The sequence below is a fragment of the Chryseobacterium sp. genome (assembly GCF_008831505.1).
Classification (GTDB): Bacteria; Bacteroidota; Bacteroidia; order Flavobacteriales; family Weeksellaceae; genus Marnyiella.
Map to the genome: position 1 here is coordinate 1,055,182 of NZ_CP044507.1, position 26,442 is coordinate 1,081,623.

22 protein-coding genes are annotated in these 26,442 nt (G+C 44.1%); 16 read left to right on the forward strand and 6 right to left on the reverse strand.

Going from position 1 to position 26,442, the window contains the following annotated elements:
* The first annotated feature begins 2 nt into the window (after nucleotides 1–2).
* On the forward strand, nucleotides 3–701 hold the full coding sequence (locus tag F7R58_RS04985) for an SAM-dependent methyltransferase (RefSeq protein ID WP_158063845.1): 699 nt from the start codon (nucleotides 3–5) through the stop codon (nucleotides 699–701).
* A gap of 3 nt (nucleotides 702–704) precedes the next feature.
* Here the strand turns inward: F7R58_RS04985 and F7R58_RS04990 are convergent, their stop codons facing one another.
* Nucleotides 705–1,115 (reverse strand): hypothetical protein, encoded by a 411-nt coding sequence (locus tag F7R58_RS04990; RefSeq protein ID WP_158063846.1) that lies wholly within the window; start codon nucleotides 1,113–1,115, stop codon nucleotides 705–707.
* A gap of 222 nt (nucleotides 1,116–1,337) precedes the next feature.
* Between F7R58_RS04990 and F7R58_RS04995 the strand changes: the two genes are divergently transcribed.
* Nucleotides 1,338–2,786, forward strand: a complete 1,449-nt coding sequence (locus tag F7R58_RS04995; protein ID WP_158063847.1) for an alanine/glycine:cation symporter family protein — start codon at nucleotides 1,338–1,340, stop codon at nucleotides 2,784–2,786.
* 73 nt (nucleotides 2,787–2,859) lie between these two features.
* Here the strand turns inward: F7R58_RS04995 and metG are convergent, their stop codons facing one another.
* Entirely contained in the window at nucleotides 2,860–4,893 is a 2,034-nt protein-coding gene (gene metG / locus F7R58_RS05000; protein ID WP_158063848.1) for a methionine--tRNA ligase, read from the reverse strand.
* 314 nt (nucleotides 4,894–5,207) lie between these two features.
* Here metG and F7R58_RS05005 point away from each other — a divergent pair, with 314 nt between their 5' ends.
* From F7R58_RS05005 to F7R58_RS05015, 3 genes are all read left to right on the forward strand, one after another.
* On the forward strand, nucleotides 5,208–5,726 hold the full coding sequence (locus F7R58_RS05005) for a nuclear transport factor 2 family protein (RefSeq protein ID WP_158063849.1): 519 nt from the start codon (nucleotides 5,208–5,210) through the stop codon (nucleotides 5,724–5,726).
* Nucleotides 5,727–5,875: 149 nt separating this feature from the next.
* Nucleotides 5,876–6,589, forward strand: coding sequence for a pirin family protein (locus F7R58_RS05010; protein ID WP_158063850.1), 714 nt, complete (start codon nucleotides 5,876–5,878; stop codon nucleotides 6,587–6,589).
* A gap of 89 nt (nucleotides 6,590–6,678) precedes the next feature.
* On the forward strand, nucleotides 6,679–7,218 hold the full coding sequence (locus F7R58_RS05015) for an NADPH-dependent FMN reductase (protein WP_158063851.1): 540 nt from the start codon (nucleotides 6,679–6,681) through the stop codon (nucleotides 7,216–7,218).
* Nucleotides 7,219–7,284: 66 nt separating this feature from the next.
* Here the strand turns inward: F7R58_RS05015 and F7R58_RS05020 are convergent, their stop codons facing one another.
* Nucleotides 7,285–8,193, reverse strand: coding sequence for a DUF808 family protein (locus F7R58_RS05020; protein ID WP_158063852.1), 909 nt, complete (start codon nucleotides 8,191–8,193; stop codon nucleotides 7,285–7,287).
* Nucleotides 8,194–8,450: 257 nt separating this feature from the next.
* Between F7R58_RS05020 and purM the strand changes: the two genes are divergently transcribed.
* From purM to guaA, 5 genes are all read left to right on the forward strand, one after another.
* On the forward strand, nucleotides 8,451–9,461 hold the full coding sequence (purM, locus tag F7R58_RS05025; protein ID WP_158063853.1) for a phosphoribosylformylglycinamidine cyclo-ligase: 1,011 nt from the start codon (nucleotides 8,451–8,453) through the stop codon (nucleotides 9,459–9,461).
* A 16-nt stretch (nucleotides 9,462–9,477) separates the two neighbouring features.
* On the forward strand, nucleotides 9,478–10,041 hold the full coding sequence (purN, locus tag F7R58_RS05030; RefSeq protein ID WP_158063854.1) for a phosphoribosylglycinamide formyltransferase: 564 nt from the start codon (nucleotides 9,478–9,480) through the stop codon (nucleotides 10,039–10,041).
* Nucleotides 10,042–10,207: 166 nt separating this feature from the next.
* Nucleotides 10,208–11,725, forward strand: a complete 1,518-nt coding sequence (purH, locus tag F7R58_RS05035; protein ID WP_158063855.1) for a bifunctional phosphoribosylaminoimidazolecarboxamide formyltransferase/IMP cyclohydrolase — start codon at nucleotides 10,208–10,210, stop codon at nucleotides 11,723–11,725.
* A 94-nt stretch (nucleotides 11,726–11,819) separates the two neighbouring features.
* Complete coding sequence (purD, locus tag F7R58_RS05040) at nucleotides 11,820–13,058, forward strand: phosphoribosylamine--glycine ligase (protein WP_158063856.1); 1,239 nt, start codon at nucleotides 11,820–11,822, stop codon at nucleotides 13,056–13,058.
* 63 nt (nucleotides 13,059–13,121) lie between these two features.
* Entirely contained in the window at nucleotides 13,122–14,651 is a 1,530-nt protein-coding gene (gene guaA / locus F7R58_RS05045; RefSeq protein WP_158063857.1) for a glutamine-hydrolyzing GMP synthase, read from the forward strand.
* Nucleotides 14,652–14,722: 71 nt separating this feature from the next.
* On the opposite strand, the gene F7R58_RS05050 is transcribed toward guaA, so the two are convergent.
* Nucleotides 14,723–15,370 carry a hypothetical protein gene (locus F7R58_RS05050; protein WP_158063858.1) on the reverse strand — a complete coding sequence of 216 codons (648 nt, stop codon included), beginning with the start codon at nucleotides 15,368–15,370 and terminating at the stop codon, nucleotides 14,723–14,725.
* On the reverse strand, nucleotides 15,370–16,209 hold the full coding sequence (locus F7R58_RS05055) for a patatin-like phospholipase family protein (RefSeq protein WP_229723849.1): 840 nt from the start codon (nucleotides 16,207–16,209) through the stop codon (nucleotides 15,370–15,372). Before F7R58_RS05055 ends, F7R58_RS05050 begins: the two co-directional genes overlap by 1 nt.
* A gap of 136 nt (nucleotides 16,210–16,345) precedes the next feature.
* Here F7R58_RS05055 and F7R58_RS05060 point away from each other — a divergent pair, with 136 nt between their 5' ends.
* The 4 genes from F7R58_RS05060 to F7R58_RS13030 all read left to right on the forward strand — a co-directional run bounded on the left by F7R58_RS05060 (nucleotide 16,346) and on the right by F7R58_RS13030 (nucleotide 21,771).
* On the forward strand, nucleotides 16,346–17,698 hold the full coding sequence (locus F7R58_RS05060; RefSeq protein ID WP_158063860.1) for a DEAD/DEAH box helicase: 1,353 nt from the start codon (nucleotides 16,346–16,348) through the stop codon (nucleotides 17,696–17,698).
* A 173-nt stretch (nucleotides 17,699–17,871) separates the two neighbouring features.
* Complete coding sequence (gene uvrA / locus F7R58_RS05065) at nucleotides 17,872–20,703, forward strand: excinuclease ABC subunit UvrA (RefSeq protein WP_158063861.1); 2,832 nt, start codon at nucleotides 17,872–17,874, stop codon at nucleotides 20,701–20,703.
* Nucleotides 20,704–20,707: 4 nt separating this feature from the next.
* The gene (locus tag F7R58_RS05070; protein ID WP_317132568.1) at nucleotides 20,708–21,070 is read left to right on the forward strand and encodes an N-acetyltransferase family protein; all 363 of its coding nucleotides are present in this window, start codon (nucleotides 20,708–20,710) and stop codon (nucleotides 21,068–21,070) included.
* 260 nt (nucleotides 21,071–21,330) lie between these two features.
* A complete protein-coding gene (locus F7R58_RS13030) occupies nucleotides 21,331–21,771 on the forward strand; it encodes a hypothetical protein (protein WP_229723850.1) in 441 nt (146 codons plus the stop codon).
* 74 nt (nucleotides 21,772–21,845) lie between these two features.
* On the opposite strand, the gene F7R58_RS05080 is transcribed toward F7R58_RS13030, so the two are convergent.
* Nucleotides 21,846–22,178, reverse strand: coding sequence for a DUF4286 family protein (locus tag F7R58_RS05080; RefSeq protein ID WP_158063862.1), 333 nt, complete (start codon nucleotides 22,176–22,178; stop codon nucleotides 21,846–21,848).
* Between the two features lie 149 nt (nucleotides 22,179–22,327).
* Between F7R58_RS05080 and gyrA the strand changes: the two genes are divergently transcribed.
* Both gyrA and F7R58_RS05090 read left to right on the forward strand, forming a co-directional pair.
* Nucleotides 22,328–25,018 carry a DNA gyrase subunit A gene (gyrA, locus tag F7R58_RS05085; protein ID WP_158063863.1) on the forward strand — a complete coding sequence of 897 codons (2,691 nt, stop codon included), beginning with the start codon at nucleotides 22,328–22,330 and terminating at the stop codon, nucleotides 25,016–25,018.
* 44 nt (nucleotides 25,019–25,062) lie between these two features.
* Nucleotides 25,063–26,439 (forward strand): tetratricopeptide repeat protein, encoded by a 1,377-nt coding sequence (locus F7R58_RS05090; protein ID WP_158063864.1) that lies wholly within the window; start codon nucleotides 25,063–25,065, stop codon nucleotides 26,437–26,439.
* Nucleotides 26,440–26,442: the final 3 nt, after the last annotated feature.

Here is a 26,442-nt window from a genome sequence, read left to right on the forward strand (position 1 = left end):
TTATGCTCTTTCTAATACCTGCGTACCTTTCCGAGAATTCGCCTTCATCCTATTTTGCGCCTGCAGTTGAGGAGTACATCATGAAAACGGACTTCTTTTTTGTTGAAAATGAAAAGACCGCGCGTAAAGTCATCAAATTTTTTGCACCTGGGAAAAAGCAGGCTGACCTGAAACTATATCTTCTGGATAAATATTCTGAAAGTTCCGACCTGAAGGAGGCACAGGACCTTATACGGAAAGGTCAGGACTTTGGTTTACTGTCCGAAGCCGGACTTCCCTGTATTGCGGATCCCGGAAACCTTATGGTGAAATGGTGCCATGAAAACAAAATTCAGGTCATCCCTGTAAACGGACCTTCTTCAATTATTCTCGCGCTTATAACCAGTGGCTTCAACGGTCAGGAATTCACCTTCCATGGTTACCTTCCCATAGACCGGTCTGAAAAGAAGAGTAAAATACTCTGGCTGGAATCTCAGGTGCAGAAAACCGGTTACTCACAAATCTTCATGGAAACTCCCTACCGGAATAATGCACTCTTTGAGGATCTCTGTAAATTCCTGGCTCCAAACACTAAACTTTGTGTCGCAGCAAACATCAATGATCCTGAGAACGAGTTCATCAGGACGCTCAGCATTAAGGAGTGGCAAAAAAACAAGCCGGAACTTCATAAGCTTCCGGCCGTGTTTGTTCTTGGCAAGTAGGGTTTACTTTTTATAATGGTAAGTGAGACCATTCACCGAATCGTCACCCAGGGAGAGGTCGGTCGCATTTACGCTGTTCACCATTTTATCCGGATCATTGGAAAAGTCGATATACATTTTCTCCACATGGTCTGTAGAGGTTACACCTTTGTAAAGCGAATAATTTCCCTGACTTTGAACGATATCATTTTCTTTTATCGTGTAGGTTCCTTCGGGCGTCAGAATTAACTGCGCGGTCTTGCCGGTATTTGTGGGATTTTCATTTACATTCACACCTGTTGTAGCCACCCAGTCCCAGGCTCCTACATACTGTTCATTTGAAAACTCGTCGTCGCGGCTGTCGCAGGAAACAATCGCAGTAAAGAAAAGGGCGGGCAGAAACAGTCTTGTAAACAATGTTTTTACAGTAATCATCTTAAGTAATTTTATACCCAAATTTAGTCAAATTATCCTGCAATATATTTTGTTTGGCTGGTGAATTACAGAATGCTGACAGTAATCATATTTTTGAAGGATATATAGCCGGGTCATAGAGGTTTCTGTGGTATTAGGGTTTATACCATACCTGTATTTGCTAAACTTTTTGCCTTCAGAAAAAACAGAAAGTTGTATTATTACGCTCTTAATTATTGATATATGAGTGAAACACTGTCTGTGGCTGAATTTTTTGAAAAAGTTATTCTAACAGCTAATGACCTTATATGGTCCAATGCCTTAATTATCCTGTGCATTGGTACAGGCATCTACTTCAGCATCCGAACCAAATTTGTACAGGTCAGGTTTATGAAGGACATGATTTCACAGTTGTTTACCGAAGGTTCAAGTGATAAAGGTGTTTCGCCGTTTCAGGCGTTTTCCATTGCCATTGCCGGCAGGGTTGGTACAGGGAATATAGCCGGCGTAGCTACAGCCATTGCAATGGGTGGGCCGGGTGCGGTTTTCTGGATGTGGGCCATTGCTTTCCTTGGAAGTTCCACAGCCTTTATAGAGGCAACCCTGGGGCAGATTTATAAAGTTGAAAAAAACGGGAATTACCGGGGTGGCCCGGCGTATTATATTGAGAGGGGTATGGGTAAAAAGTGGTACGCCGCACTCTTTGCAGTCTGCACAATTGTGGCCTGCGCGCTGTTCCTGCCGGGTGTGCAGTCCAACAGCATTGCGCAGAGTATGAACAGCGCATTTGACTTTGACCCGCTTTGGGTGGGGCTTGGTGTTGTACTTTTCCTTGTACTCATTATTATAGGAGATGTAAAACGCATAGGCAAATTTTCAGAATTAGCAGTTCCTTTCATGGCTGGAGCCTATATTCTTATGGCTTTGGTGATCATCGGGCTTAATATTGAACAGTTACCTGCCATGATTAAACTGATCCTTTCATCAGCTTTTGGTGCCGAAGCAACTTTCGGCGGAATCCTGGGCTCGGCAATCGCCTGGGGCGTAAAAAGGGGGATTTACTCTAATGAAGCCGGCCAGGGGACCGCTCCCCATGCCGCCGCTGCCGCCGCAACAACCCACCCGGCAAAACAGGGAATACTGCAGGCTTTCTCGGTGTATATTGATACATTGTTTGTGTGCACAGCTACAGCCCTAATGATTCTTTTCACCGGAATGTATAATGTAAGTGACGGCAACGGTGGGTTCCTTCAACATAACCTGCCGGGAGTGGAAGAGGGAGCACTTTTTACACAGGCGGCCATCTCGGCTCATTTTCCGGCCTTAGGCCATGGATTTGTAGCCTTAGCGCTTCTATTTTTCGCTTTCACCACCATTCTTGCCTATTATTTTATTGCTGAATCCAATCTCTATTATCTGAGAGAGAAAAAAATGCATCCTGCGGTTCTTTGGACACTGCGAATCCTGTTCCTTACCAGTGTGGTTTTCGGTTCTGTTACTACCGGTGGCAATGCATGGGCACTGGGAGACATTGGCGTTGGTTTGATGGCCTGGCTTAACCTGATCGCAGTACTTATACTTCAGAAAAAAGCACTGATTACACTCAAAGATTACGAACAGCAGAAGAAGGAGGGCCGGGACCCTGTCTTTGAACCCGAAAAGCTGGGAATTAAAAATACTTCCGAGTGGTAAGGCATCCCGCCGGGTTGTATAAAGAAAAAGGCAGGTCACCGCGACCTGCCTTTACTGTTTTTATGATATTGTCTTAGGAAACCTCTACGCCATTTTCAACCTGGTTTTCCGGAGTCACGAAGGTCAGTTTACCATCCGGTTTGGTGGCCAGCAGCAGCATACCCTGTGATTCGATACCACGGATTTTTCTTGGCGCCAAATTCAGTAATATCATTACCTGCTTTCCTACACATTCCTCAGGTGTGAAACTTTCAGCAACACCTGATACAACCGTGCGCACATCAACACCTGTATCTACGGTAAATTTGAGAAGTTTGTCCGCTTTTTCCACTTTCTCGGCAGTAAGGATGGTTGCAGTTCTTAAATCGATTTTCGTAAAATCTTCAAACTGTATTTCTTCTTTCATGGGATTGGCTTTAGGATTTGTTTTTTTATTTGACGCTTTGGTCTGTTCCAGTTTGTGGATTTGGAAGTCCACCGTCTCATCTTCTATTTTTGAAAATAAAAGTGCGGCCTCATTAATCTCGTGACCGGTTTCTATCATCAGCTCACGGTCTTTAAGGTCTTGCCAGTTCAGCTGATTACAATTGAACATTCTCAATAGCTTTTCGGAAGTGAAAGGCATAAACGGTTCAGAAAACTGAGCCAAGGCAACTGCGATTTGTGCTGCATTAAAGAGTGAATTGGCAGCCTTTTGCGGGTTTTCTTTTATTGTTTTCCAGGGTTCCTCTATCTGCAGGAACTGGTTGCCGTAGCGCGCCAGATTCATAAGTGCCGAAAGTGAATTGCGGAACTCAAATTTTTCCAGATACATCTCAATCTCACTACCCGCTTTTTTTATTTCTGCCTGCTCCGTTTCGCCTAAAGTACCTTCAGGAATAAAGCCGTTATAGTATTTGTGGATCAGGACCGCGACTCTGTTAATGAAATTTCCAAAAATCCCTACCAGTTCAGAATTGTTCTTGGTCTGGAAGTCTTTCCATGTAAAATTATTGTCTTTGGTTTCGGGTGCTGAAGACAATAAAGCGTATCTCAGTACATCCTGCTGGCCAGGGAATTCCTGCACATATTCGTGTGCCCAGACTGCCCAGTTGCGCGAGGTTGATATTTTTTCGTTTTCCAGGTTCAGAAATTCAAAAGCGGGAACATTGGCAGGCATAATGTAATTGCCGTGCGCCTTCATCATTGCCGGGAAAATAATACAGTGAAATACAATATTGTCCTTGCCGATAAAATGAATCAGATCGGAATTTTCATTTTGCCAGAACTCTTTCCAGTCCCTGCCGTTTTTCTCAGCCCATTCCTGGGTAAATGTTATATAGCCAATTGGAGCATCGAACCAAACATAAAGGACTTTCCCGTCGGCATCTGGCAGCGGCACAGGCACTCCCCAGTTCAGATCGCGCGTCATGGCGCGTGGCTTCAGACCGTCTGTAAGCCACGATTTCACCTGTCCGTATACATTTGGTTTCCAGTCATCTTTATGACCTTCAATAATCCATTCATTCAGGAAATCTTCATATTCATTAAGTGGCAGATACCAGTTTTTTGTCTCTTTCAGCACGGGCACATTACCGCTAAGCATCGATTTCGGATTCAGGAGTTCTGAGGGTGAAAGCGTGGCGCCGCATTTTTCGCACTGGTCACCATAGGCACCATCGTTAGAACATTTTGGACAGGTGCCTACAATATACCTGTCAGCCAGAAACTCACCGGCCTGCTCATCATAATACTGTTCGGATACCTCTTCCGTAAACTTGTTTTTATCATAAAGTGTCTTAAAAAAGTCCTGACTTACCTCACGGTGTCTCCTGGAAGTGGTTCTTGAATATTCGTTAAAGGAAATTCCCAGGTCAGAAAAGGATTTTTTAATCAACTCATGATATTGGTTCACGATATCCTGAGGAGTTACGCCTTCCTTTTTAGCACGTATGGTAATAGGAATACCGTGTTCATCGGATCCGCAGATAAATGCGACGTCTTTTCCCAACCTTCGCTGGAATCTCGCGTATACATCTGCAGGAATATAAACACCAGCCAGGTGGCCAATATGTACGGGGCCGTTAGCGTATGGCAGTGCGGCCGTGATTAACTTTTTATCTGACATTTCTTTGAAGCTGTTTGAAGTTGCAAAGATAGGCTTCTGATGTGGATTCGTGATTAATTCTCGCGTGAAAAATAGGGCAGGCAGGACAGAAAATGAGATTAGACAGATAATGTTAATTATTTTTTTGCCGGTTTTGCTGAAATAAAGTTCATAAATGCTGCGGGAACCCCATGCCGGTTATTCAGTCTTCAGCCAAAGTTTTCTCTGAGTATCTTTATTCAAGAATTATCTGCCAATTGATATTGAATTACATACTGTATAGAAGAAACTTTCCTACTTTTAAAGTTGAATTAATAACAGTTAAAAATTTGGTCATGAAAAAAATCAAGCTGATTACGGTACTCTTTGTGATAATTGGACTCTTTACTTCAGTAAACGGCCAGAATAAAGGCTTCTACGAAAATGTCCAGAAAAAAAACGTTAATAAAGTTCTGGACGACCTTAATGCCTTTGCTGCTCAGGCAGATTTCAAAAGCTATTTTGACCTTTTTGCGGAAGAGTCCACATTTATAGGAACAGATGCTGCGGAAGTTTGGGATAAGAAGCAGTTTATGGCGTATTCCAAACCTTATTTTGATAAAGGCAAAGCCTGGAATTTCAGGTCAGTGAAAAGAAATATTTATTTCAGCAAAGACGGCATGCTGGCCTGGTTTGATGAGATTCTGGATACACAGATGAAAATCTGCCGTGGTTCCGGAGTGCTTGAAAGGGTGGGAAACAAATGGAAAATTAAGCAGTATGTGCTTTCTGTGACGGTGCCCAATGATGTGGTGGACGATGTTGTAAAAATAAAGGCTCCACTGGAGGACAGTTATCTTAATCAACTTAAATAACGGATTTGATGAGATCTGGTGCTGACTGCAATTCACAGTTAAGGCATCTCTGTCGCAATACGCGCCGGATCAATGGAAGACGGAACTTAACCTAAGTCAATGTTCTACTGGATTACGAGCGGTAAATTTGTGTAATAAATCAATAATATATGAAAACAGTATATCACAAAGCAAATACAAGAGGTTTTGCAGACCATGGTTGGCTAAAATCCTATCACAGTTTCAGCTTTGCCAATTATTACAATCCCGAAAGAATGAACTTTGGCGCGCTGCGCGTTCTCAATGATGATCAGGTAGCCTCCGGCATGGGTTTCGGCGCGCACCCGCACAGCAATATGGAAATCATTTCCATTCCGCTGGAAGGTGATCTGGAACATAAAGATTCAATGGGAACCACGGCCGTTATTCGCAAAGGCGAAATTCAGGTAATGAGTGCCGGAACGGGTGTGCAGCACAGCGAATACAACAGGAGCAGGGATGAACTTGTGAAATTTCTCCAGATCTGGGTCATTCCAAACAAAATGAATGTACAGCCGCGGTATGACCAGATCAGTATCAGTGAAAATGCGGAAATAAATGCGTTCCAACAGATCCTTTCGCCTGATCCCGAGGATGATGGGGTCTGGATTCATCAGGATGCCTGGTTTCATCTTGCCAATTTTGAAAAAGGCTGCAGCCGGGAATACCGTCTGAAAAAAGCAGGTAACGGCGTGTATATCTTTGTTCTGAAAGGTTCCGCAAAGATCGGGGATCAGGTTTTGGAAACCCGGGACGGTTTCGGAATCTGGCAAACAGACGCTTTCCAACTGGAAACCCTTGAAGATTCAGAAATTTTACTGATGGAAGTCCCAATGGTTATCTGATTTCGCTTATATTTAACTGAATTATTCAGCTCAACCTGAACCTCAACCTGAACCTCAACCTCAGCCTTAACCTGAACCTCAACCTCAATATGAAAATACTGGCTTTCGCAGGAAGCAATTCCGAAGTATCTATCAATAAAAAACTGATTTCTTATGTCACTTTATTTTTCAATGAAGATGATGTAGAAATCCTCGACCTTAATGATTTCGAGATGCCCATTTACAAACATGACCGGGAACTGCAAAATGGCATTCCTCAGTTAGCAAAAGATTTTGCAGCTAAAATAGACAGCTCCGAGCTTATCATTATGTCGCTTGCTGAACATAATTCGGCTTATTCAACAGCTTTTAAGAATGTCTTCGACTGGATTTCGCGCATTAAAGACCGTAAGCATTTTGGAGACAAACCAATATTCCTGATGGCAACTGCGCCCGGAAACGGTGGCGGCAAGAATGTAATTGAAGTATTTTTGAAACGCGCGCCATTCAGCGGTGCCAACGTAATTGAAACCTTCTCTTTACCCAATTTCAGGGACAGATTCGAAGAAGGACTTGGAATTACTGATGCGGAAAAACTGACTGAACTGAAATCAAAGATTGAGACAGTAAAGCAGTTTTTTACCAATTAAAGTCTGGCCAATTCATACAGAAAGCGGGAATTCACCCGCTTTCTCTGTTTATATATAGTACTACTATTATTTCTTGAGTATGGAGAGTGCTTTCCCTCCGAAATGAAACACGGGCAGGGCAATGATTCCGCCTATTATACCTGCCAGTGTATCCCGGAGTAAGGAGTTGGCATTTGGAAGAAAATGATGATGGATCCAGTCAATATTGTGGACAAAGATGCCTCCGGCCACCAATATCAGGGCTACGGTACCGATTACCGCAAGTCCTTTTATAACCCACGGTAGTGCACTAACCAGAAAAGTTCCTACCGTTACCAAAAAACCTTTATCTTTTCCCGACCTCTTGATGATTTTATATCCGGCATCGTCCATGCGAACGATTAAAGCTACAATTCCGTATACACCTATCGTAGCGATGATGGCCACAATAGATACCGAAACAATTTCAACTAGCAATGGGTTAAATTGTGATTTCAGGGCTTCGTATCCCTCTTTTGCAGAGGCAAGCGCAATAATTACAATCTCCAGCGAAAGAATAAAGTCCGTTGTTACCGCCGACTTGATTTTGGATTTTTCCAGTTCATCCCCATTTGCATCATCCGCCACATTTTCCTCAATAACTTCTTCACCTTTTTTATTCCTGTGAAAAAGAAATTCAATAATCTTTTCAACACCTTCATAGGCCAGGTAAAATCCTCCGAAAACCAGGATAATGGTAATTGCAGGCGCATACAGCCACTGAAGCAGAAAGACCGCAGGAATGATGATAATCTTGTTAATGAAGGAACCTTTCATAATCTTCATCAGAACCGGAATTTCCCTTGATTCCAGAAAGCCGGTCGCTTTTTCGGCGTTTACGGCCAGGTCATCGCCCAAAATTCCGGCGGTCTTTTGGGTAGCCACTTTGGCCGTTACCGCTACATCGTCCATCAACCCTGCAATATCATCTAAAATCGCAAAAAATCCTGAAGCCATAGTCTGTATATTTGGCAGCAAAAATAGATAAATGAATTAAAACGAAGCGTAATTTTTTTTGAATCCATTTTTTAAATCCGCTAAAAAATCTTACTTTCGCAGAACAAAATTTTTTAACATTGAAGCCGCAGAGATTACATTCCCTAAGTGAAAAATTCCAGGATTTGGGATGCGCAATCTCCTCCAAAAAATAATAGTGAGCCGACGTCTGTATGATTGTCGGCTTTTTTATTTGGCTTTAGTATAACCTAATGAACATGAGTAACACTTACAAATCCGCCGGTGTAGATAAGGAAGAAGGCTACAAAACCGTTGATAAGATAAAATCTGCCGTGGCAGAAACCCATAATGAGAATGTCCTGAACAACCTGGGAAGTTTTGGAGCATTTTACCAGATCGCCGGTTATAAAAACCCGGTTCTTGTGAGTGGAACAGATGGCGTGGGTACAAAACTTAAGGTAGCGCTCGATTCTAAGAAGTATGACTCGATTGGTGTGGACTGTTTCGCAATGTGTGCCAATGATATCCTGTGTCACGGTGCAAAACCTCTTTTCTTCCTGGACTATCTCGCGTGCGGGAAACTGGATTCTGAAATAGCTGCCGAAATCGTAATGGGCATGGTGAAGGCCTGCAAGGACAATGAATGTTCGCTGATCGGCGGCGAAACCGCCGAGATGCCCGGTATGTACAAGCCAGGCGATTACGATGTGGCTGGTTTCTGCGTGGGGATTGTGGAAAAAGAGAACATCATCGACGGTTCCAAAATAAAGTCTGGTCATAAAATAATCGCACTGCCCAGTTCTGGATTTCACAGTAACGGATTCTCATTGGTTAGAAAAATATTCACTGACTTTAACGAAGAGTTTGAAGGCAAACCGCTCTATGAAACGCTTTTGGTTCCCACCCGACTTTACTATCAGCCAGTACACAAGCTGCTGGAGGAAGTTAAGGTAGACGGTATCGCACATATTACAGGTGGCGGCATCATCGAGAATATCCCGCGCATCATTCCGAACGGATTATCTGCACAGATCGATACATCTGCAATCAGGATTCCTTCTGTTATGCTGGAGCTTGAAAAACGCGGAAATATAGAGCGTACTGAAATGTACGGTACCTTTAATATGGGTGTTGGTATGGTGATCGTTATTGATGCTAACCATTCGGAAAAAGTCCTGAACCTTCTGGATGATGCCTATGAAATAGGAGAGATTACCGAAGGTGAAGAGAAAATAGTACTCAACTACTCAGGCGCTTACCAATTATAAAGTTTCGAACTCCTTTATGAAGAATATCGTTGTATTGGTATCCGGAGGTGGCACCAACCTTCAGCGCATCATAGACTGCACCGAAAATGGTGGGATTCCGGATGCTAAGGTTACCCTGGTGGTCGCAGACCGTGAATGTTTAGGACTGCAGCGCGCCGAAAAACATGGAATTCCTCGGCATTTGATTAAAAGAGGTCAGGAATTTTCATTAAAACTGGCTCAGGTAGTTCCCGGGGATACGGATCTGGTGATCCTTGCAGGTTTTCTGTCTATACTGAGCACAGAGTTTTGTGAAAAGTTCAGAGGAAAAATCATCAATATTCATCCCGCATTGCTGCCGAAGTTTGGCGGAAAGGGAATGTGGGGACATCATGTACATCAAGCTGTGCTTGATGCCGGAGAAGCTGAAAGCGGTGCTACGGTTCATTTTGTAACGCCGGGGATTGACGAAGGTGAAATTATCCTTCAGAAATCATTTGAAGTTGCGGAAGATGAAACTGTAGAGGGTTTAGCCGAAAAAGTACATAGGATTGAATATGAAATATTCCCCAAGGCAATAAATAAGGTTTTGGGGACGTGAGTTCCGTAGGAACGAACGATATCTGCATGGGAATTTATTCCAATGTATGACAGTTGAATAAAGTGGCATTATATTGAGACGGCAACTCGTATTTGTTCCGAAAAAGTTAGAAAAACGTCCGGTCGACAGACATTGGGACAGTCAAATAAAAAGTAAAGAAAGAAAGATGTCAAAGAAAAGAGCGCTGATCTCAGTTTCGGATAAATCCGGACTTATCGGTTTTGCAAAATTTTTAGAAGAACAGAATTATGAACTAGTTTCCACAGGTGGTACTTTTAAACACCTGAAGGAAGCGGGACTCAATCCAATTCAGATTGACGAGATAACGGAATTTCCGGAAATGCTGGACGGCCGTGTAAAAACACTTCACCCAAAAGTTCACGGAGGTTTACTTGCGGTGCGAAACAGTGAGGAACACATGTCCACCGTACAACAGCACGGAATCGGACTTATCGATATGGTTATCGTTAACCTGTATCCTTTCTTTGAGAATGCAAATGCAGATATTTCACTGGACGAAAAAGTGGAATTCATCGACATTGGCGGACCGTCTATGCTGCGTTCAGGAGCCAAGAATTTCAATTCGGTTACCGTAATTACTGATGTTCAGGATTATGATCTTGTTAAGCATGAAATCGCTGAAACAGGTAATACAACAGCTGAAACCAGAAAGAAATTGGCCGGAAAGGTTTTCAACCTGACTGCCGCTTACGACGCGGCAATTTCCAGAATGTTGCTGGACGAGGAATACCCTCAGTACCTGAATGCCTCCTATAAAAAAGTTTCTGACCTCCGTTACGGAGAAAACCCGCACCAGTCTGCGGCCTTTTACGCTTCTACTACCGAAAATGGTGCCATGAAGGATTTTGAAATCCTGGGCGGAAAGGAACTTTCCTTTAACAACTTGCGTGACATGGATCTTTGCTGGAAGGTAGTTAATGAGTTTAAAGAAGAAATGGCTTGCTGTGCCGTAAAGCACTCCACGCCATGCGGAGTAGCAGTCGGAACTTCAGCTTTGGAAACCTATACCAAAACGTTCGAATGTGATCCTGTATCCATTTTTGGTGGCATTATTGGCATGAATTTTAAAGTGGATGGTGCTACCGCCACGGAACTTAACAAAACCTTCCTCGAAATTGTAATGGCACCGGATTTTGATGAAGATGCCCTGGAAATCCTGAGGAAAAAGAAAAATCTCAGAATCATTAAGATCAAAAATCCCGTATCCGATGCGCAAACTTGGGTAAAGGTGGACGGCGGAATTCTGGTTCAGGGATCAGACAGTGACTTTTCAGATAAAATTGAAACAGTAACTGCGGCAAAACCCTCACCAGAGCAGGAAAAAGCGTTGCTGTTTGCTCAGCGCGTGGTAAAATACGTGAAGTCCAACGCTATAGTAGTATCAAACGGGGTACAGGCACTGGGTATCGGCGGTGGGCAGGTAAACCGGATCTGGGCTACAGAACACGCGGTTCAGCGTGCTAAGGAAAAGTTCAGCGGTGATCTTGTCCTAGCTTCAGATGCTTTCTTCCCATTTCGCGATGTGGTGGATTACTGTGCGGCCGAAGGTATTAAAGCCATTATACAGCCCGGCGGAAGTATGCGCGACGAGGACAGCATTGCTGCTGCAAATGAGCACGGTATTCCAATGCTGTTTACTGGTATGCGCCACTTTTTCCACTAAAAAGTGCGGTTAAACGGCGTAATCTTTTAATTGCTGAATTTGAATTACTCAACCAAAAGAGTAATTTTGTATCATCTAAAAAATAAACTTTAATATGAGAGTACTAATCATAGGAAACGGTGGCCGCGAGGCTGCAATAGGCCGCAAACTTGCTGAAGACCGCAGGATCAGCCAAATATTTTTCGCCAAAGGAAATGCCGCAACAGAGCAGATTGGCAAAAATATCTCCTTAACCGATAACCAGGACTTGGTGAATTTCGCTACTAAAGAAGCTATTGACCTTACGATTGTAGGTCCGGAGGCATTTCTGGTGAGTGGCATTGTAGATGAGTTTACCAAAGCAGGACTCAATATTTTTGGCCCCTCAAAAAAAGTGGCAAAACTGGAAGGCAGTAAGGCATACTCCAAGAAATTCATGCAGGACTACGGTGTGAAAACAGCGGATGCCCAAATCTTTAATTCCTATGTAGAAGCTAAGGCTTATTTGGAAACTGCTAAATATCCGCTGATAATTAAAGCTTCAGGCTTGGCTCAGGGCAAGGGTGTAGTTTTAGCCGAAGATAAGGATGAAGCTATGAAGACCATTCACGACTTCATGATCGACAAGATTTATGGTGATGCCGGTATCAAGGTAGTTATAGAGGAATATCTTCGTGGCTTTGAGGCGTCGATAATCTGTTTCTCCAACGGTAAAGACCTGTTCCCATGTATTGCTGCAAAAGACTACAAACGTGTGGGTGCCGGAAACCGCGGACCAAATACGGGTGGTATGGGCAGTGTGGCACCAACTCCTGAGTTTACGGCAGAACATGAGCTGGACTTCCGCAAGTATATCCTGGAACCTACCATCGCCGGTCTCAAAGACAATTACCTGATGTTCAAAGGATTTATTTTCTTCGGACTTATGGTTACCGATAAGGGCTGTCACCTGCTGGAATATAATATGCGCTCCGGGGACCCTGAAACTCAGGTGATCCTTCCGCTTTTGGAAAATAACCTGCTGGACACCATTAACGACTGTATCGAAGGAAAAGATATTGAACTCAAGTTTAAAGATGAAAAAGCGGTTTGCCTTGTAATGGCTTCCGGTGGGTATCCTGGGAAGTACGAAACAGGCTACGAAATTACACACCTGGACAGAGCAACTCAAAGTACTGTCCTGTTGGCTGGCGCCTCCACCAAAGCTGGTGGTGTATATACAGCCGGCGGCAGGGTAATTAACCTTGTTGCTACAGGGAAAGATTTTGAAGAAGCCAGGAAGAAAGTGTATAGTGACGCGAAAACGATACAGTTCGACTACGCTTTCTATCGGGACGATATCGCGAAATTCTAATAAATAAAACGTGAGTTTTCACGTTTTTTTGTTTAATATAAACTGCAAACTATTTAAGACACTATGAAGAACGGTATCGTTATTCTGGACTTCGGTTCCCAATACAATCAACTTATAGCCCGCCGCATACGCGAAATGGAAGTGTATTCGGAGGTAATTCCCTATAACACACCACTGGAGGAAATCCTTGCAAAAGAACCCGCAGGTATCGTACTTTCGGGTGGCCCCAGCTCTGTAAATGCAGAGAACGCCCACTTGATAGACAAAGCGCTGTTCGATCAAAATATTCCTATACTCGGTATCTGTTACGGAATGCAGCTTACCACACATCTTCTGGGTGGCAAGGTGAAGAAAGGGGTGAAAGGCGAATATGGTAAAGCAAAACTGCAAATCGATAAGTCCAACGAACTTTTGGCCGGCGTAAGCAGGTTCTCTACTGTTTGGATGAGCCATTTTGATGAAGTACAGACTGTGCCGCCAGGCTTTAATGTTAACGCTACGACTGATGTAATTTCAGCGATCTCAAACGAAGATAAAAAGATTTACTGCGTGCAGTTCCACCCCGAGGTTTCACACACTGAAGAAGGTACACGCATGATTGAAAATTTTGTAATTAAGATCTGTAAAGCGCCGCGGGAATGGAAACTCACCAATTATATTGAAAAAACCGTAGCCGAAATCAGGGAAAAAGTTGGCAATGAGAAGGTGATTCTGGGCCTTTCCGGAGGTGTGGATTCTTCTGTAGCTGCAGTGCTGGTACATAAAGCGATTGGAGACCAGCTTACCTGCATTTTTGTGGATACCGGGCTGCTTCGCAAAGATGAAGGCCGTAAGGTGATGGAGAACTATGGTGAGCATTTCCATATGAAGATTGATATGGTGGATGCTTCTGATCGTTTTCTGAGCAAACTGAAGGGAGTCTCTGATCCTGAAGCAAAACGTAAAATTATTGGCAATGAGTTTGTGGCCGTCTTTGATGAAGAATCTCATAAATTCGAAGGTGCCAGATTCCTGGCGCAGGGTACCATTTACCCCGACGTAATTGAGAGCCAGTCTGTAAAAGGACCTTCTGCCGTAATTAAATCACATCACAATGTTGGCGGATTGCCGGAGGAAATGAAGATGGACCTTCTGGAGCCACTGCGTGAACTTTTTAAAGATGAAGTCCGCAAAGTGGGCGAGGAGCTCGGGATTCCCCATCATTTGGTAATGAGGCATCCGTTTCCGGGCCCCGGCTTAGGAATCAGAATCCTTGGTGAGGTTGACGAGGAGAAAGTGAGGATCCTTCAGGAAGCAGATGACATCTTCATAGAAGAACTCTACAAAAATAACCTGTATGAGAAGGTGTCTCAGGCTTTTGTGGTACTGTTGCCGGTGAAGTCGGTAGGAGTGATGGGCGATGAGCGTACTTATGAATATACCGCTGTAGTTCGTTCCGCTAATACTATTGACTTTATGACTGCCACTTTCAGTAAGTTCCCGTGGGAATTTCTGGAAAACGTATCCAACCGTATTATTAACGAAGTACGCGGAATCAACCGTGTGGCTTACGATATATCCAGCAAACCGCCTGCAACGATTGAGTGGGAATAAAAACTGCAAAATTTATATTATTAAGCCCCGGGGTTACTGCCTCGGGGCCTATCATTTAATCCCGAAGGATCTTATTTTCTGCCGATTCCCTTTTTCTTAAGTCTTTCCTCGGTATACGATCGGGTCACTTTGAGTGTGTCGGCAGATCTGTAAGTGTAAGTCATATTTCTGTTAAAGTTATACCGAATGTAAAAAGGTACTTTCTCGTAGGTATTTCCCAAAAGTACAGCTGCACTGTCACCTTCCCAATACGCATCTTCAATGGTGAATGATGGTCCGAAGTAGGAGAGCTGCCGCACAGTTTTGGATGGCAGATGTACAAGCGAAACCTGCTGGTCTGCTTCAAATCCGGGATTTCCGTTTTCGTCAGTAAACCAGTGGTAACTGTCGAAATCTATATATTTCGATTTGTCCGGACTGTACACCAGGAAGGGTTCATATATCGGATTGAAATCTTCTTCAAAATTAGCTTTCACCGCAGATGGACTGTATTTAAGGTCAGCGCTGTCCAGTAAGGTAAAACTGTCTGCTGAAAAATCGGGATTTTCCGCTTTATAAAACTTGAGCCACCGTTCCAGATTTTCCGGAAGTTTCTTTGCCGTTTTTATTGTAGTTTCGTTATCATGCGGTACTACATCCTTCTGCACAGTTTCTTTTTTATCTGTACAGGAAATGCAAATGAGTATTGCGGTGAGCAGGAGGTGTTTAATTTTCATCATCAATCATCTTTCAGAAATTCGTTGATGGCATTTTCAGCGCATTGCCTGCCATATTCAATCTGCTGTTTAACTTTAAAAAAATCATGCATGCTGCAGGACTCACGCGACAGCTGAATCAAGATGTCTGGCGGAAAAGCGGTAAGTGAATTTCTGGCATTAGCTTCAATGAGAAGACTAAGTGAGTGCGAAAGCACATTTATGCTTGAGCCCAAATCCACAGCTGAATTTTTCGCGCCTTCATATTCGATAAAAGCATTTACATCTACCACAATCAGTAAGTCTTTCTTCTTCCTGCGGGCATACTCTATAGGAATGTTGTTCAGTACACCACCATCAACATAAACATCACCGTCAATTTCCACCGGAGAAAATATAGTCGGTATTGCGACTGAGGCCCGGATGGCGTCGTAAATATCACCCTTATTGATGCATACCGATTTTTTTGCATAAAGTTGGGTTGCAATCGCTGAAAAGCCAATTTCAAGATCTTCAATATTTACAGTTGGGAAAAGTGCCTTCATCTTACGGAATACCCTATTTCCTTTTAGAAGCCCCCGTCGACGTATAGACAGGTCAATCAGATCCAAAGCCTGAAGTTTCCCCATATGGGTTACCCAGGTTTTGAAATCTTCCAGTTTACCCATTGCGTACAAACCACCTATAAGCGCACCCATGGAGGTACCTGCAATGCTGTGAATATGGAACCCTTTTTCTATAAGTACTTCTATGACACCTATATGGCCGAATCCGCGGGCGCCACCCCCCGACAGGACCAGTGAGACCTCGCGGTATGATTTCTTTCTTTTCTTTGAATTAAATAAGGAAAGCAAGTCAGTCAATTCTTTTATTTTTAAAAATACAAAAAATAACATACCACTTGACGCCGATCTAGCTTAAAACACGCTAAAAAATAATTTCAGTAGCTTTGCACCACATTCCACGCGCTGTCTCTGCGCTTTTTAATTTAGAATACCCATGAAAACCACTTTTGCAGATTTTGATCTGTCCGGAAAGTTACTTGATGCTCTGGCAGACCTTAATCTATTTGAACCAACGCCCATTCAGGAAAAAAGCTTTAAAGCCATACTTTCCGGCCGCGATATTATGGGAATTGCCCAGACCGGAACCGGTAAAACCCTGGCTTATCTGCTGCCGGTTCTGCAAATGTGGAAGTACAACAAAACGGGTAATCCAACGGTTCTGATTCTCGTACCTACACGTGAACTCGTAGTTCAGGTTACCGGCGTTCTGGAATCTTTGGCTGCTAATACTACGGCAAGGATCATTGGGATTTATGGCGGGAAAAATATAAACACCCAAAAGCTCCTCTTTAACGACGGCTGCGATATCCTGGTAGGAACTCCGGGTCGTGTAATGGACCTCGCTATAGATAATGCCATTTCCCTGAAGGAAGTGCAGAAACTGGTTATCGATGAGTTTGATGAGATGCTGAGCCTGGGATTCCGTCCTCAGCTTACCCATATCTTCGAGATGATGAAAGCCAAACGGCAGAATATTCTGTTTTCGGCAACGATGACAGAGGCCGTTGATGCTATGCTGGACGAATATTTCGCAAATCCCGTTGAAATTTCATTGGCAAAATCGGGAACACCGCTAGAGAAAATTGCCCAAACCTCCTATTTAGTACGTAATTTTAACACCAAAGTAAACCTGCTTCAGTACCTGCTGGAAGCAGATGCAGAAATGTCCAGGGTATTGGTGTTTACAAACAATAAAAAACACGCGGATCTTCTCTTTACCAAAATTGATGAGCTGTTTCCTGCTGCTTTTGATGTTATTCACTCCAACAAATCTCAAAATTACAGGCTGAAAGCCATGAAGCGTTTTCAGGACGGCGAAATTCGCGGTCTTATTACAACTGATGTAATGGCCAGAGGTCTTGATATTTCAGATATCACTCATGTTATCAATTTTGAGATCCCGGAAATCCCGGAACAGTACATCCACCGTATTGGTCGGACAGGACGTGCCGACAAAGACGGTAAATCCATTTCATTCTTCACCGAAAAAGAAGAACCGCTTGTTTTTGATATAGAGGTTCTGATGGACAGACAGCTTGAAGTACTTCCATTTCCTGAAACTGTGAAGGTAAATCCCACAAAAATAGCGTCCGAACAGGATGAGGTTGTGATGAAAAATGCACATACCGTGAAAATTGTAGAGGGAGGCGGTGCATTTCACGAGAAAAAAGAAAAAAACAGAAAGGAAAACTGGGGTGGTCCGCATAAAAGGAATCCTCCAAAAACGAAGCCCGGCGCGAACCGCGGGCAGGCAAAAGCGAAAAGCAAAGCCCGCCGAAAGAAGTAGGATGTTACTTTAGGTAAACCTAAACTGTGTTTTTTACACGTTAATTCACAGCGTCCGTCCAACTTTTGTCCGTGGTTCCGCATTTCCCGGCGCTGTATAACTCTTATGCCGTTCTTCATTAATTTCCGTATTTTTGCATCTTCCTGTTTTCAATAACGAAAGCGGCATTTATAATGAGCGAAAAGAAAGAATATATAGAAATTTACGGGGCACGGGAACACAACTTAAAGGACATTGATGTCCGCATCCCGCGTAACGAACTTGTAGTGATTACAGGTTTATCCGGCAGCGGAAAATCTTCCCTGGCATTTGATACTATTTTTGCCGAAGGCCAGCGCCGCTACATTGAGACCTTTTCGGCCTATGCCCGGCAGTTCCTGGGTGGACTGGAAAGACCGGATGTGGATAAGATTGAAGGACTGTCTCCGGTGATCGCTATAGAACAGAAAACAACAAATAAAAATCCGCGTTCCACCGTAGGTACGGTAACCGAACTTTATGATTTCCTCCGACTTCTGTTTGCCAGGGTTTCCGACGCCTATTCCCTGACGTCGGGCCGAAAACTGGTAAGTTATACCGAAGAGCAGATCCTGGAAACCATTAAAGAAAATTATCAGGGCGAAAAAATATTGTTATTGGCCCCGGTTGTGCGCTCCCGAAAAGGACACTATCATGAACTGTTTGTACAGATGGCGCGCAAAGGGTACAGTCAGGCACGTATTGACGGTGTCCTGCAGGATCTGGAGTATGACCTGAAACTGGACAGGTACAAAACGCATGATATCGATATTGTAATTGACCGCTGGATCATTGGCGAAAAAGCAACTGAAGGGCGAATGGAGAAATCGCTTCGTACGGCTCTGGATATGGGTGAGGGCGTTATCGGAATCCAGAAACTTGGCGGCAGTGACATTCAGTATTTTTCAAAAAACCTGATGGACGATGATTCCGGGCAATCGCTGGCTTTACCGGAACCTAACACATTTTCATTCAACTCCCCCAAAGGTAGCTGCCCCAACTGTAAGGGACTTGGGGTCATCAATAAGATTAACACGGATTATTTTGTTGAAAATCCTAAGTTGTCAATCGGTCAGGGAGCACTTCTGCCGCTGGAGGATATCAAAAACAATAAATGGGTACTCGCTCAACTGAAGAATATCCTCGAAATTTCAAATCTGTCACTCACCACACCTTTCAGGGATATTCCATCGGAGGTGGTGGATTTTATGTATTTCGGGATGTCCCGCGAAATAAGTAAGGATCTTAAGTATGCAGGAATCTCCAAGAAGATCAAGGTGAATTTTGAAGGTCTGGTGGCATATATTCAGGATATTATCAATGACAAAGAAAGTTATGACGCGGTGTTGCTGGAAAGGCATTTTACAACCGAAGAAATTTGTCCTAAATGTAACGGAACCCGGCTGCAGCCCGAAAGCCTGAGCTTTAAAATAGATGGCAGTCACATTGCCGAAATCAGTGCCCTTTCGCTTTCAGAGTTTAAGGAATGGCTGGCTCAGGTGAAACCGAAATTTTCAAGCAAAAATGCCCTGATCGCCAATGAAATACTGAAGGAAATTGAAACCCGTCTGCAGTTCCTTCTGGATATGGGACTGGACTATCTGAGTCTGAGCCGCAGTTCGCGTACGCTGTCCGGTGGCGAAAGTCAGCGGATCCGCCTGGCTACACAGATCGGTTCACAGTTGGTTAATGTGCTTTACATTCTGGATGAACCCTCTATTGGTCTTCATCAGCGTGATAATGAAAGACTTATTAATTCACTGAAGAACCTGCGGGATATCGGTAATTCCGTTTTGGTAGTTGAACATGACAAAGATATGATCCTGGGAGCAGACCATGTGCTGGATATCGGCCCCCGCGCCGGGAAGTTTGGTGGCGAAGTTTTATGGCAGGGACATCCGGACGATCTGCTGAAAGCCGATACTGTAACCGCGGATTACATGACCGGTAAAAGGCAGATTGAAATTCCTGCTCAAAGGCGGTCAGGCAACGGGAAAAGCATTGTCCTGAAAGGTGCGACAGGAAACAACCTGAAGAATGTAACCCTGGAAATTCCACTGGGAAAACTCGTGGTGGTGACTGGAATTTCCGGTAGTGGAAAATCTTCACTGATCAACGGTACACTGTATCCCATCCTCAATCGTCATTTCTACCGCAGCGTGCAGGAACCTTTGCCTTATAAAAAGATTGAAGGCATCGAACATATAGATAAGATTGTAGATGTAGACCAAACCCCCATCGGGCGGACACCAAGATCCAATCCTGCCACCTATACCGGTATGTTTACTGATATCAGAAACCTGTTCTCTGAATTGCCGGAGAGTAAAATCCGCGGCTATAAACCAGGCAGATTTTCCTTCAATGTGAAAGGTGGGCGCTGTGAGACTTGTCAGGGAGGTGGTCTCAAAGTGATTGAGATGAATTTCCTGCCTGATGTGTACGTGCACTGCGAAACCTGCAACGGCAAAAGATTTAACCGCGAAACGCTGGAAGTGCGTTACAAAGGAAAATCAATTTCGGATGTGCTGGAGATGACAATTGATGAAGCAGTAGATTTCTTTGCTCCTATTCCCCGGATTTTCAGCAAGGTGAAAACACTCCAGGATGTGGGGTTAGGTTATATCACTCTGGGGCAGCAGTCCACAACGGTGTCGGGTGGTGAAGCCCAGCGTATTAAACTTGCCACGGAACTTGCAAAACGCCAGACCGGCAATACGCTGTATATTCTGGATGAACCTACTACAGGCCTTCACTTTGAGGATGTTAAAGTGCTTATGGATGCCATTAACAGACTTGTAGACCTTGGTAATTCCTTCATCATAATCGAGCATAATATGGATGTCATCAAGCTGGCAGACCATATGATTGACATTGGTCCTGAAGGCGGTAAGCATGGCGGAAAGATTGTAGCTAAAGGTACACCGGAGGAGGTGATCAAAAACTCAAAATCGCTGACCGGAAAATTTTTACGTAAGGAACTTAATTAATGTCATGAATTACGAAATCCGCAGGATGAAATCCTCCGACAGTGACTCGGTTATCAGCATTTTTAAGCAGGGTATTGACGGTGGTAATGCCACATTCGACAAAGAAGCGCCCAACTGGGAGAACTGGGATGCGGGATATTTTCATGATTGCCGCTGGGTAGTAGAGGATGAAAGTGAAAAGGTGATGGGTTGGGCCGCGCTGAAACCCATCAGCACACGTGAATGCTACAGGGGTGTGGCTGAAGTTAGTATTTACCTTGATAATGCGGTGCAGGGACGCGGACTGGGTTCAGTATTGCTCAAAAAATTAATATTGGATAGTGAAGAACATGGCTTCTGGACATTGCAGTCGGGCATTTTTGCTTGAAAATGCTGCATCTATCGCCATCCATGCCAAAATGGGCTTCCGGGTGGTGGGTACCCGGGAAAAAATTGCGCAAATGAACGGGCGCTGGCGCGATGTCTTGCTGATGGAGCGCCGCAGTTCTGTGATTTGACACAAAAAAAACTGTTTTTTTTTAAACTAAGGTTTAACTTTAAGGAATTGCTGATATCCAAAAATCGCCGGGGACAGTCTTTGGCATTAAGATTGAAAACAATACCTACAACATTTAAAACCTTTAAGAAATGAAAAGCATCTTCAAAATAATTTTAGCGTCAGGACTGGCTTTTACACTGGCTTCATGTGGCGCACTAAATGATCCTTACGGAAATAACTATCCCAATAATTATCCAAATAACGGTACAGTGTACAGAAGTCCGGATGGTACTGTATACCGTCAGGGCGATGTATACAGGGACCGTAACGGTAATGTGTATCAAAACGGAAGGGTAATAAGTTCAGGCGGTGTGTACAGTAACACCCGTGGCCGCAATCAGGTAGGTACGGTGTATCCGCGTAACAACAGAAATCTTCCTCCGGGACAGGCCAAGAAAGTGTATGGCGGTAACGCCGAAGATTATGCTCCGGGTCAGATGAAAAAGAAAAATGGCAACTGGGACAGCAGGAAATGGGACGATGGAAAGAAAAAAGGAAAGTCTTATAAAAAACATAAAAATCACAGATAACCTGTAAGAAAGCGGGCTCCCACCGGGAGCCCGCTTCATTTTAGATCTTTAGTAGAATTATCTGTAAATTAGATTTACCCAATGCCTGTGGGGCCGTCGGTTTCTTTAAGTTCATTAAGTAATGTCTTAAAAATCATCACCTCGTCGCCAAAGCGCTTTTCCACCCGCTCACGGATATTCTCAAACTCATTTTCCAGAAATGTGGCCCGCAGTTCCACCGTTTCAAAAATCAGGAGCAGATTAGTGTTTCTCCCCTCATTCAGCATTTCACTTTCAACATCCGAAAGGATGTACTTTTCCACATCATAGAGGTTGTGGGCCAACTGTTTCAGTTCGGTTCTGGCATATTGTTCCCATTGCGGCACAGTAGACTCAATGCAGTGGAAGGTAAGGCTTAAAATACTCATCTTATTTAACTGTTTTTTATGAAGATTGCTCCCGGGTTAAGCCGCAAAAATCGGTATTATTTTCGTAAATTAGCCCGTTATTATTAATTGAAAATCAATAAAAATTTACAGCCTTTTTAAAGCGCTGAAAATCATTTTAATAGTTAAATATGAATACAGAAGGAGAACGGTTGATACCGATCAGCATTGTAGATGAAATGAAGTCGTCCTACATTGATTATTCAATGTCTGTGATCGTCTCCAGAGCATTGCCTGATGTCAGAGATGGTCTGAAGCCTGTACACAGAAGAGTTCTGTACGGTATGTACGGTTTAAATGTATTTTCCAACCGGAAGCATCTTAAATCGGCCAGGATTGTAGGTGATGTTTTGGGTAAATACCACCCGCATGGTGACATTTCCGTGTATGATGCCATGGTTAGGATGGCGCAGCCCTGGAGTTTGCGGTATCCGCAGGTAGACGGACAGGGTAACTTCGGTTCCATGGACGGCGACCCACCGGCGGCTATGAGGTATACCGAGGCACGCCTTAAGAAGATTTCAGACGAAGTCCTGGCAGACCTGGATAAGGATACCGTGGATTTCCAGAATAACTTCGACGATAGTCTTACGGAGCCTACTGTAATGCCTACCCGGATACCTAATCTTTTGGTAAACGGTGCCTCCGGTATTGCTGTGGGTATGGCCACCAATATGGCGCCGCACAATCTTTCTGAGACTGTAGATGCCATCTGCGCCTATATAGACGACCGCGAGATTTCTATAGATGATCTGATGAAGCACATCATCGCACCGGATTTTCCTACCGGAGGAATTATTTACGGCTACGACGGCGTTCGCGACGCTTTCCACACCGGTCGCGGCCGTATCGTGATCCGTGCCAAGGTAAACTTTGAAGAAGTTCACAACAGAAATGCAATCATCATTACCGAAATACCTTATCAGGTAAATAAAGCCGAGATGATTGCACGTACCTCCGATTTGGTAAAAGAGGAAAAGATTCCGGGAATCTATGAGATACGTGATGAATCAGACCGCCGCGGTATGCGTATCGTTTACGAGCTTAAGAACGATGCCATACCAAATGTAGTCCTGAACCTGCTGTACAAGTATACTGCGCTTCAAACCTCTTTCAGCGTAAACAATATTGCCTTGGTGCACGGCAGGCCGGAGCAGCTTAATGTTAAAGACATCATCCATCACTTTGTGGAGCACAGACATGAAGTGGTTATCCGCCGTACAGAGTATGAGCTGAAGAAAGCAAAGGAAAGGGCACATATCCTGGAAGGGTTCATGAAAGTGATTGCTACACAGGAAAGCCTGGATAAGGCAATTGCCATTATACGCAACAGTGCCAACCCAGCCGACGCCAAAGATGGGCTTATAGCTGAATTTGATCTTTCAGACCTTCAGGCACAGGCCATCCTCGATCTTAGACTGGCCCGTCTTACAGGCATGGAACTGGATAAAATCCGGGCCGAGTATGAAGAGATCATGAACATGATCCGCGATTTTGAAGATATCCTGGCCAATGAATCCCGCAGGTTTGAAATCATCAAGACTGAGATGCTGGAGATCAAGGAAAAATATGGCGACGAGAGAAGGACTGAGATCGATTATGCCGGCGGCGATATGTCTATTGAGGACTTCATCCCGAACGAAAATGTAGTAGTAACCATTTCTCACGCCGGATACATAAAAAGGACCTTGCTTTCTGAGTACCGTGTGCAGAGTAGAGGAGGAGTGGGTAACAAGGCGGCAACTACCCGCGATGAAGACTTCCTGGAATATATCGTCTCAGCCACCAACCACCAGTATATGCTGTTCTTTACAGAAAAGGGCAAATGTTACTGGCTGCGAGTATTCGAGATTCCGGAGGGATCCAAAATATCAAAAGGCAGGGCCATCCAGAACCTGATCAATATTGAACCGGACGACAAGGTGAAAGCCTACATCCGCACAAATGACCTGAAGGATGAGGAATATGTAAACCAGATGAATGTGGTGATGATCACCAGGAACGGAACGGTGAAGAAGACATCGCTTGAAGCGTATTCCAGACCAAGAACAAACGGTATCAATGCCATTGAGATCCGCGATAATGACCAGCTTTTGGGAGCGCGGCTTACCGACGGTACTTCCGAGATTATGATTGCCACCAAGAACGGAAAATGCATCCGTTTTCCTGAAGAAAAGGCACGTGCCGTAGGTCGTGGTTCCATTGGAGTGCGGGGTATAGCTCTGGAAGATAATGATGAAGTGATTGGAATGGTCGTAGCCAATGACGTTGCCAATGAAAGTGTGCTGGTAGTGTCTGAAAAAGGATACGGTAAACGTTCAGCGGTGCAGGATTACAGAATCACGAACCGTGGCGGAAAAGGGGTGATCACACTTAATATCACCGAAAAAACAGGAAACCTGATTGCGATCCAGAATGTAAAGGACGGCGACGGTCTGATGATCATCAACAAATCCGGTGTAGCCATCCGCATGGGTGTAGACGAACTCCGCATCATGGGCCGTAACACTCAGGGAGTAAAGGTCATTAATCTGAAAGGGAATGACGAAATTGCGGCCATTGCCAAAGTGGAAATGGATAAGGAGGTGGAAGAAGCCGAATCATTGGACAGTGAGGGCATGCCAGCCGCGGTGATCAGTGACCAGGTAGCGTTCAGTGATGTGCCGCAGTCAGGCGATAACTCAATGACCAATATGGGAGATGAAAGCTTCCTGCGCAAAGTGGAAAAGGAGGAAGCGAAAGAGCAGAAAAACTATAATCCGGACGAGCGCACTGACACTGCGGAAGAGGATGACACTGATGATGAAGAGACTGACTCTTAAAATTAATTATTAATTTTATCAGAATTTTAAAATAAGGATTAACAATGAAAAAAATATTTTTAAGCCTTGCGTTGGTCTCGCTGACTTTCGCAACCGCGCAAAAAAAGGAAATAGCCAATGCGGTAAAGGCGGTGGAATCCAATGATTTTGCCGGAGCCACTGCGCAGATTGCTGCAGCGGAGTCTGCAATAGGCGGCAAGACCCAGTTGCTGGAACCCGCACTTTTGGAGCAGTATTACTACGCTAAAGGGTTAGCGCTGTTAAAAACAGGAAAATCGACAGAAGGTGCAGCCTACCTTTCCAGGATTAATGATTTGGGAAAATCGGATATCTATGTGGGCAAGGAAGGTAAAAGCAAAGTATACTTTGTTGGAAAAGCTGCGGCGGATGCTTCAGGCATCAGCGGTCTGAAAGCAGAAAAGTTTTCCACAACCACATCAGATAAACTCGCGGTGGCGATTAATCCATTGATACAGTCCAGTAATAAGGCTGCAATAGATGCTTACAACGCTAAAAATTATGCCGTCGCAGGAGCTAAATTCCGTGAATCATATGACTTGCTCAAGGCCGCCGGACAGGTTAATGGTCAGCTTCTGTATAATTCCGCTCTTAGCTACGCATATGCCCGTGATAATGATAAAGCGCTGGAAGGCTTTGGTGAGCTCATCAACTCCGGATATACAGGCGTTCAAACAACATATACGGCCAGGGAGAAATCTACAGGAAAAACCATCGACTTAGACAAAGCGACTTGGGAGACACTTAAGAAAAGTCCTGATTACAGTGATTTTAAGACCGAAATGTCGCCAAGTATAGAAGCTGAACTATATGAAACATATGCCAATATTTTGTCTGATGCAGGGAAGTACGACGAAGCTATCGCATTTATTGAGAAAGGTTTGAAGAAGTTCCCTACCAGTGTACGGTTGTCAGAATTACAAAGTCATGCATATTATAAGGCTGGTAAAACGGCGGAATTTGCTGCCTCGCTAAAAAGTTACCTCGCCAAAAATCCAAATGATGCGGTAAGTTGGTACAATCTGGGTGTACTACAGAGCAAAGACCCGGCTCTAAAAAACGATGCCGAAAGCGCTTTTAAGAAAGCGATTGATCTGGATGCAAAAATGATAAATGCCTATCAGAATCTTGCGTACTTAATTATGGGAGACGACGATACCACAATCACACAATATGAAACTTTAAGGAAAGCAGGAAAGGTAGATGAGGCAAATAAAGTAATGGATGCCAGACGCGAACGTTTTAAATCCGCGATTCCAGTTGTGGAAAAATGGCACCAGGCTCATCCTGATAACCTGGATGCAGTAACTCTGTTAAAAGGTATGTATCAGACAACCCGTAACGAAGCCAAGCATAAAGAATTCAAAGCCAAGGAAGATGCTTTGAAAGCTAAAGCAAAATAATTC

What these genes read in the sequence shown, in the direction of transcription:
- F7R58_RS04985 (WP_158063845.1), top strand. Translation starts at nt 3, where the DNA reads ATGCTCTTTCTAATACCTGCGTACCTTTCCGAGAATTCGCCTTCATCC.
- F7R58_RS04990 (WP_158063846.1), bottom strand. Translation starts at nt 1,115, where the DNA reads ATGATTACTGTAAAAACATTGTTTACAAGACTGTTTCTGCCCGCCCTT.
- F7R58_RS04995 (WP_158063847.1), top strand. Translation starts at nt 1,338, where the DNA reads ATGAGTGAAACACTGTCTGTGGCTGAATTTTTTGAAAAAGTTATTCTA.
- metG (WP_158063848.1), bottom strand. Translation starts at nt 4,893, where the DNA reads ATGTCAGATAAAAAGTTAATCACGGCCGCACTGCCATACGCTAACGGC.
- F7R58_RS05005 (WP_158063849.1), top strand. Translation starts at nt 5,208, where the DNA reads ATGAAAAAAATCAAGCTGATTACGGTACTCTTTGTGATAATTGGACTC.
- F7R58_RS05010 (WP_158063850.1), top strand. Translation starts at nt 5,876, where the DNA reads ATGAAAACAGTATATCACAAAGCAAATACAAGAGGTTTTGCAGACCAT.
- F7R58_RS05015 (WP_158063851.1), top strand. Translation starts at nt 6,679, where the DNA reads ATGAAAATACTGGCTTTCGCAGGAAGCAATTCCGAAGTATCTATCAAT.
- F7R58_RS05020 (WP_158063852.1), bottom strand. Translation starts at nt 8,193, where the DNA reads ATGGCTTCAGGATTTTTTGCGATTTTAGATGATATTGCAGGGTTGATG.
- purM (WP_158063853.1), top strand. Translation starts at nt 8,451, where the DNA reads ATGAGTAACACTTACAAATCCGCCGGTGTAGATAAGGAAGAAGGCTAC.
- purN (WP_158063854.1), top strand. Translation starts at nt 9,478, where the DNA reads ATGAAGAATATCGTTGTATTGGTATCCGGAGGTGGCACCAACCTTCAG.
- purH (WP_158063855.1), top strand. Translation starts at nt 10,208, where the DNA reads ATGTCAAAGAAAAGAGCGCTGATCTCAGTTTCGGATAAATCCGGACTT.
- purD (WP_158063856.1), top strand. Translation starts at nt 11,820, where the DNA reads ATGAGAGTACTAATCATAGGAAACGGTGGCCGCGAGGCTGCAATAGGC.
- guaA (WP_158063857.1), top strand. Translation starts at nt 13,122, where the DNA reads ATGAAGAACGGTATCGTTATTCTGGACTTCGGTTCCCAATACAATCAA.
- F7R58_RS05050 (WP_158063858.1), bottom strand. Translation starts at nt 15,370, where the DNA reads ATGATGAAAATTAAACACCTCCTGCTCACCGCAATACTCATTTGCATT.
- F7R58_RS05060 (WP_158063860.1), top strand. Translation starts at nt 16,346, where the DNA reads ATGAAAACCACTTTTGCAGATTTTGATCTGTCCGGAAAGTTACTTGAT.
- uvrA (WP_158063861.1), top strand. Translation starts at nt 17,872, where the DNA reads ATGAGCGAAAAGAAAGAATATATAGAAATTTACGGGGCACGGGAACAC.
- F7R58_RS05070 (WP_317132568.1), top strand. Translation starts at nt 20,708, where the DNA reads ATGAATTACGAAATCCGCAGGATGAAATCCTCCGACAGTGACTCGGTT.
- F7R58_RS13030 (WP_229723850.1), top strand. Translation starts at nt 21,331, where the DNA reads ATGAAAAGCATCTTCAAAATAATTTTAGCGTCAGGACTGGCTTTTACA.
- F7R58_RS05080 (WP_158063862.1), bottom strand. Translation starts at nt 22,178, where the DNA reads ATGAGTATTTTAAGCCTTACCTTCCACTGCATTGAGTCTACTGTGCCG.
- gyrA (WP_158063863.1), top strand. Translation starts at nt 22,328, where the DNA reads ATGAATACAGAAGGAGAACGGTTGATACCGATCAGCATTGTAGATGAA.
- F7R58_RS05090 (WP_158063864.1), top strand. Translation starts at nt 25,063, where the DNA reads ATGAAAAAAATATTTTTAAGCCTTGCGTTGGTCTCGCTGACTTTCGCA.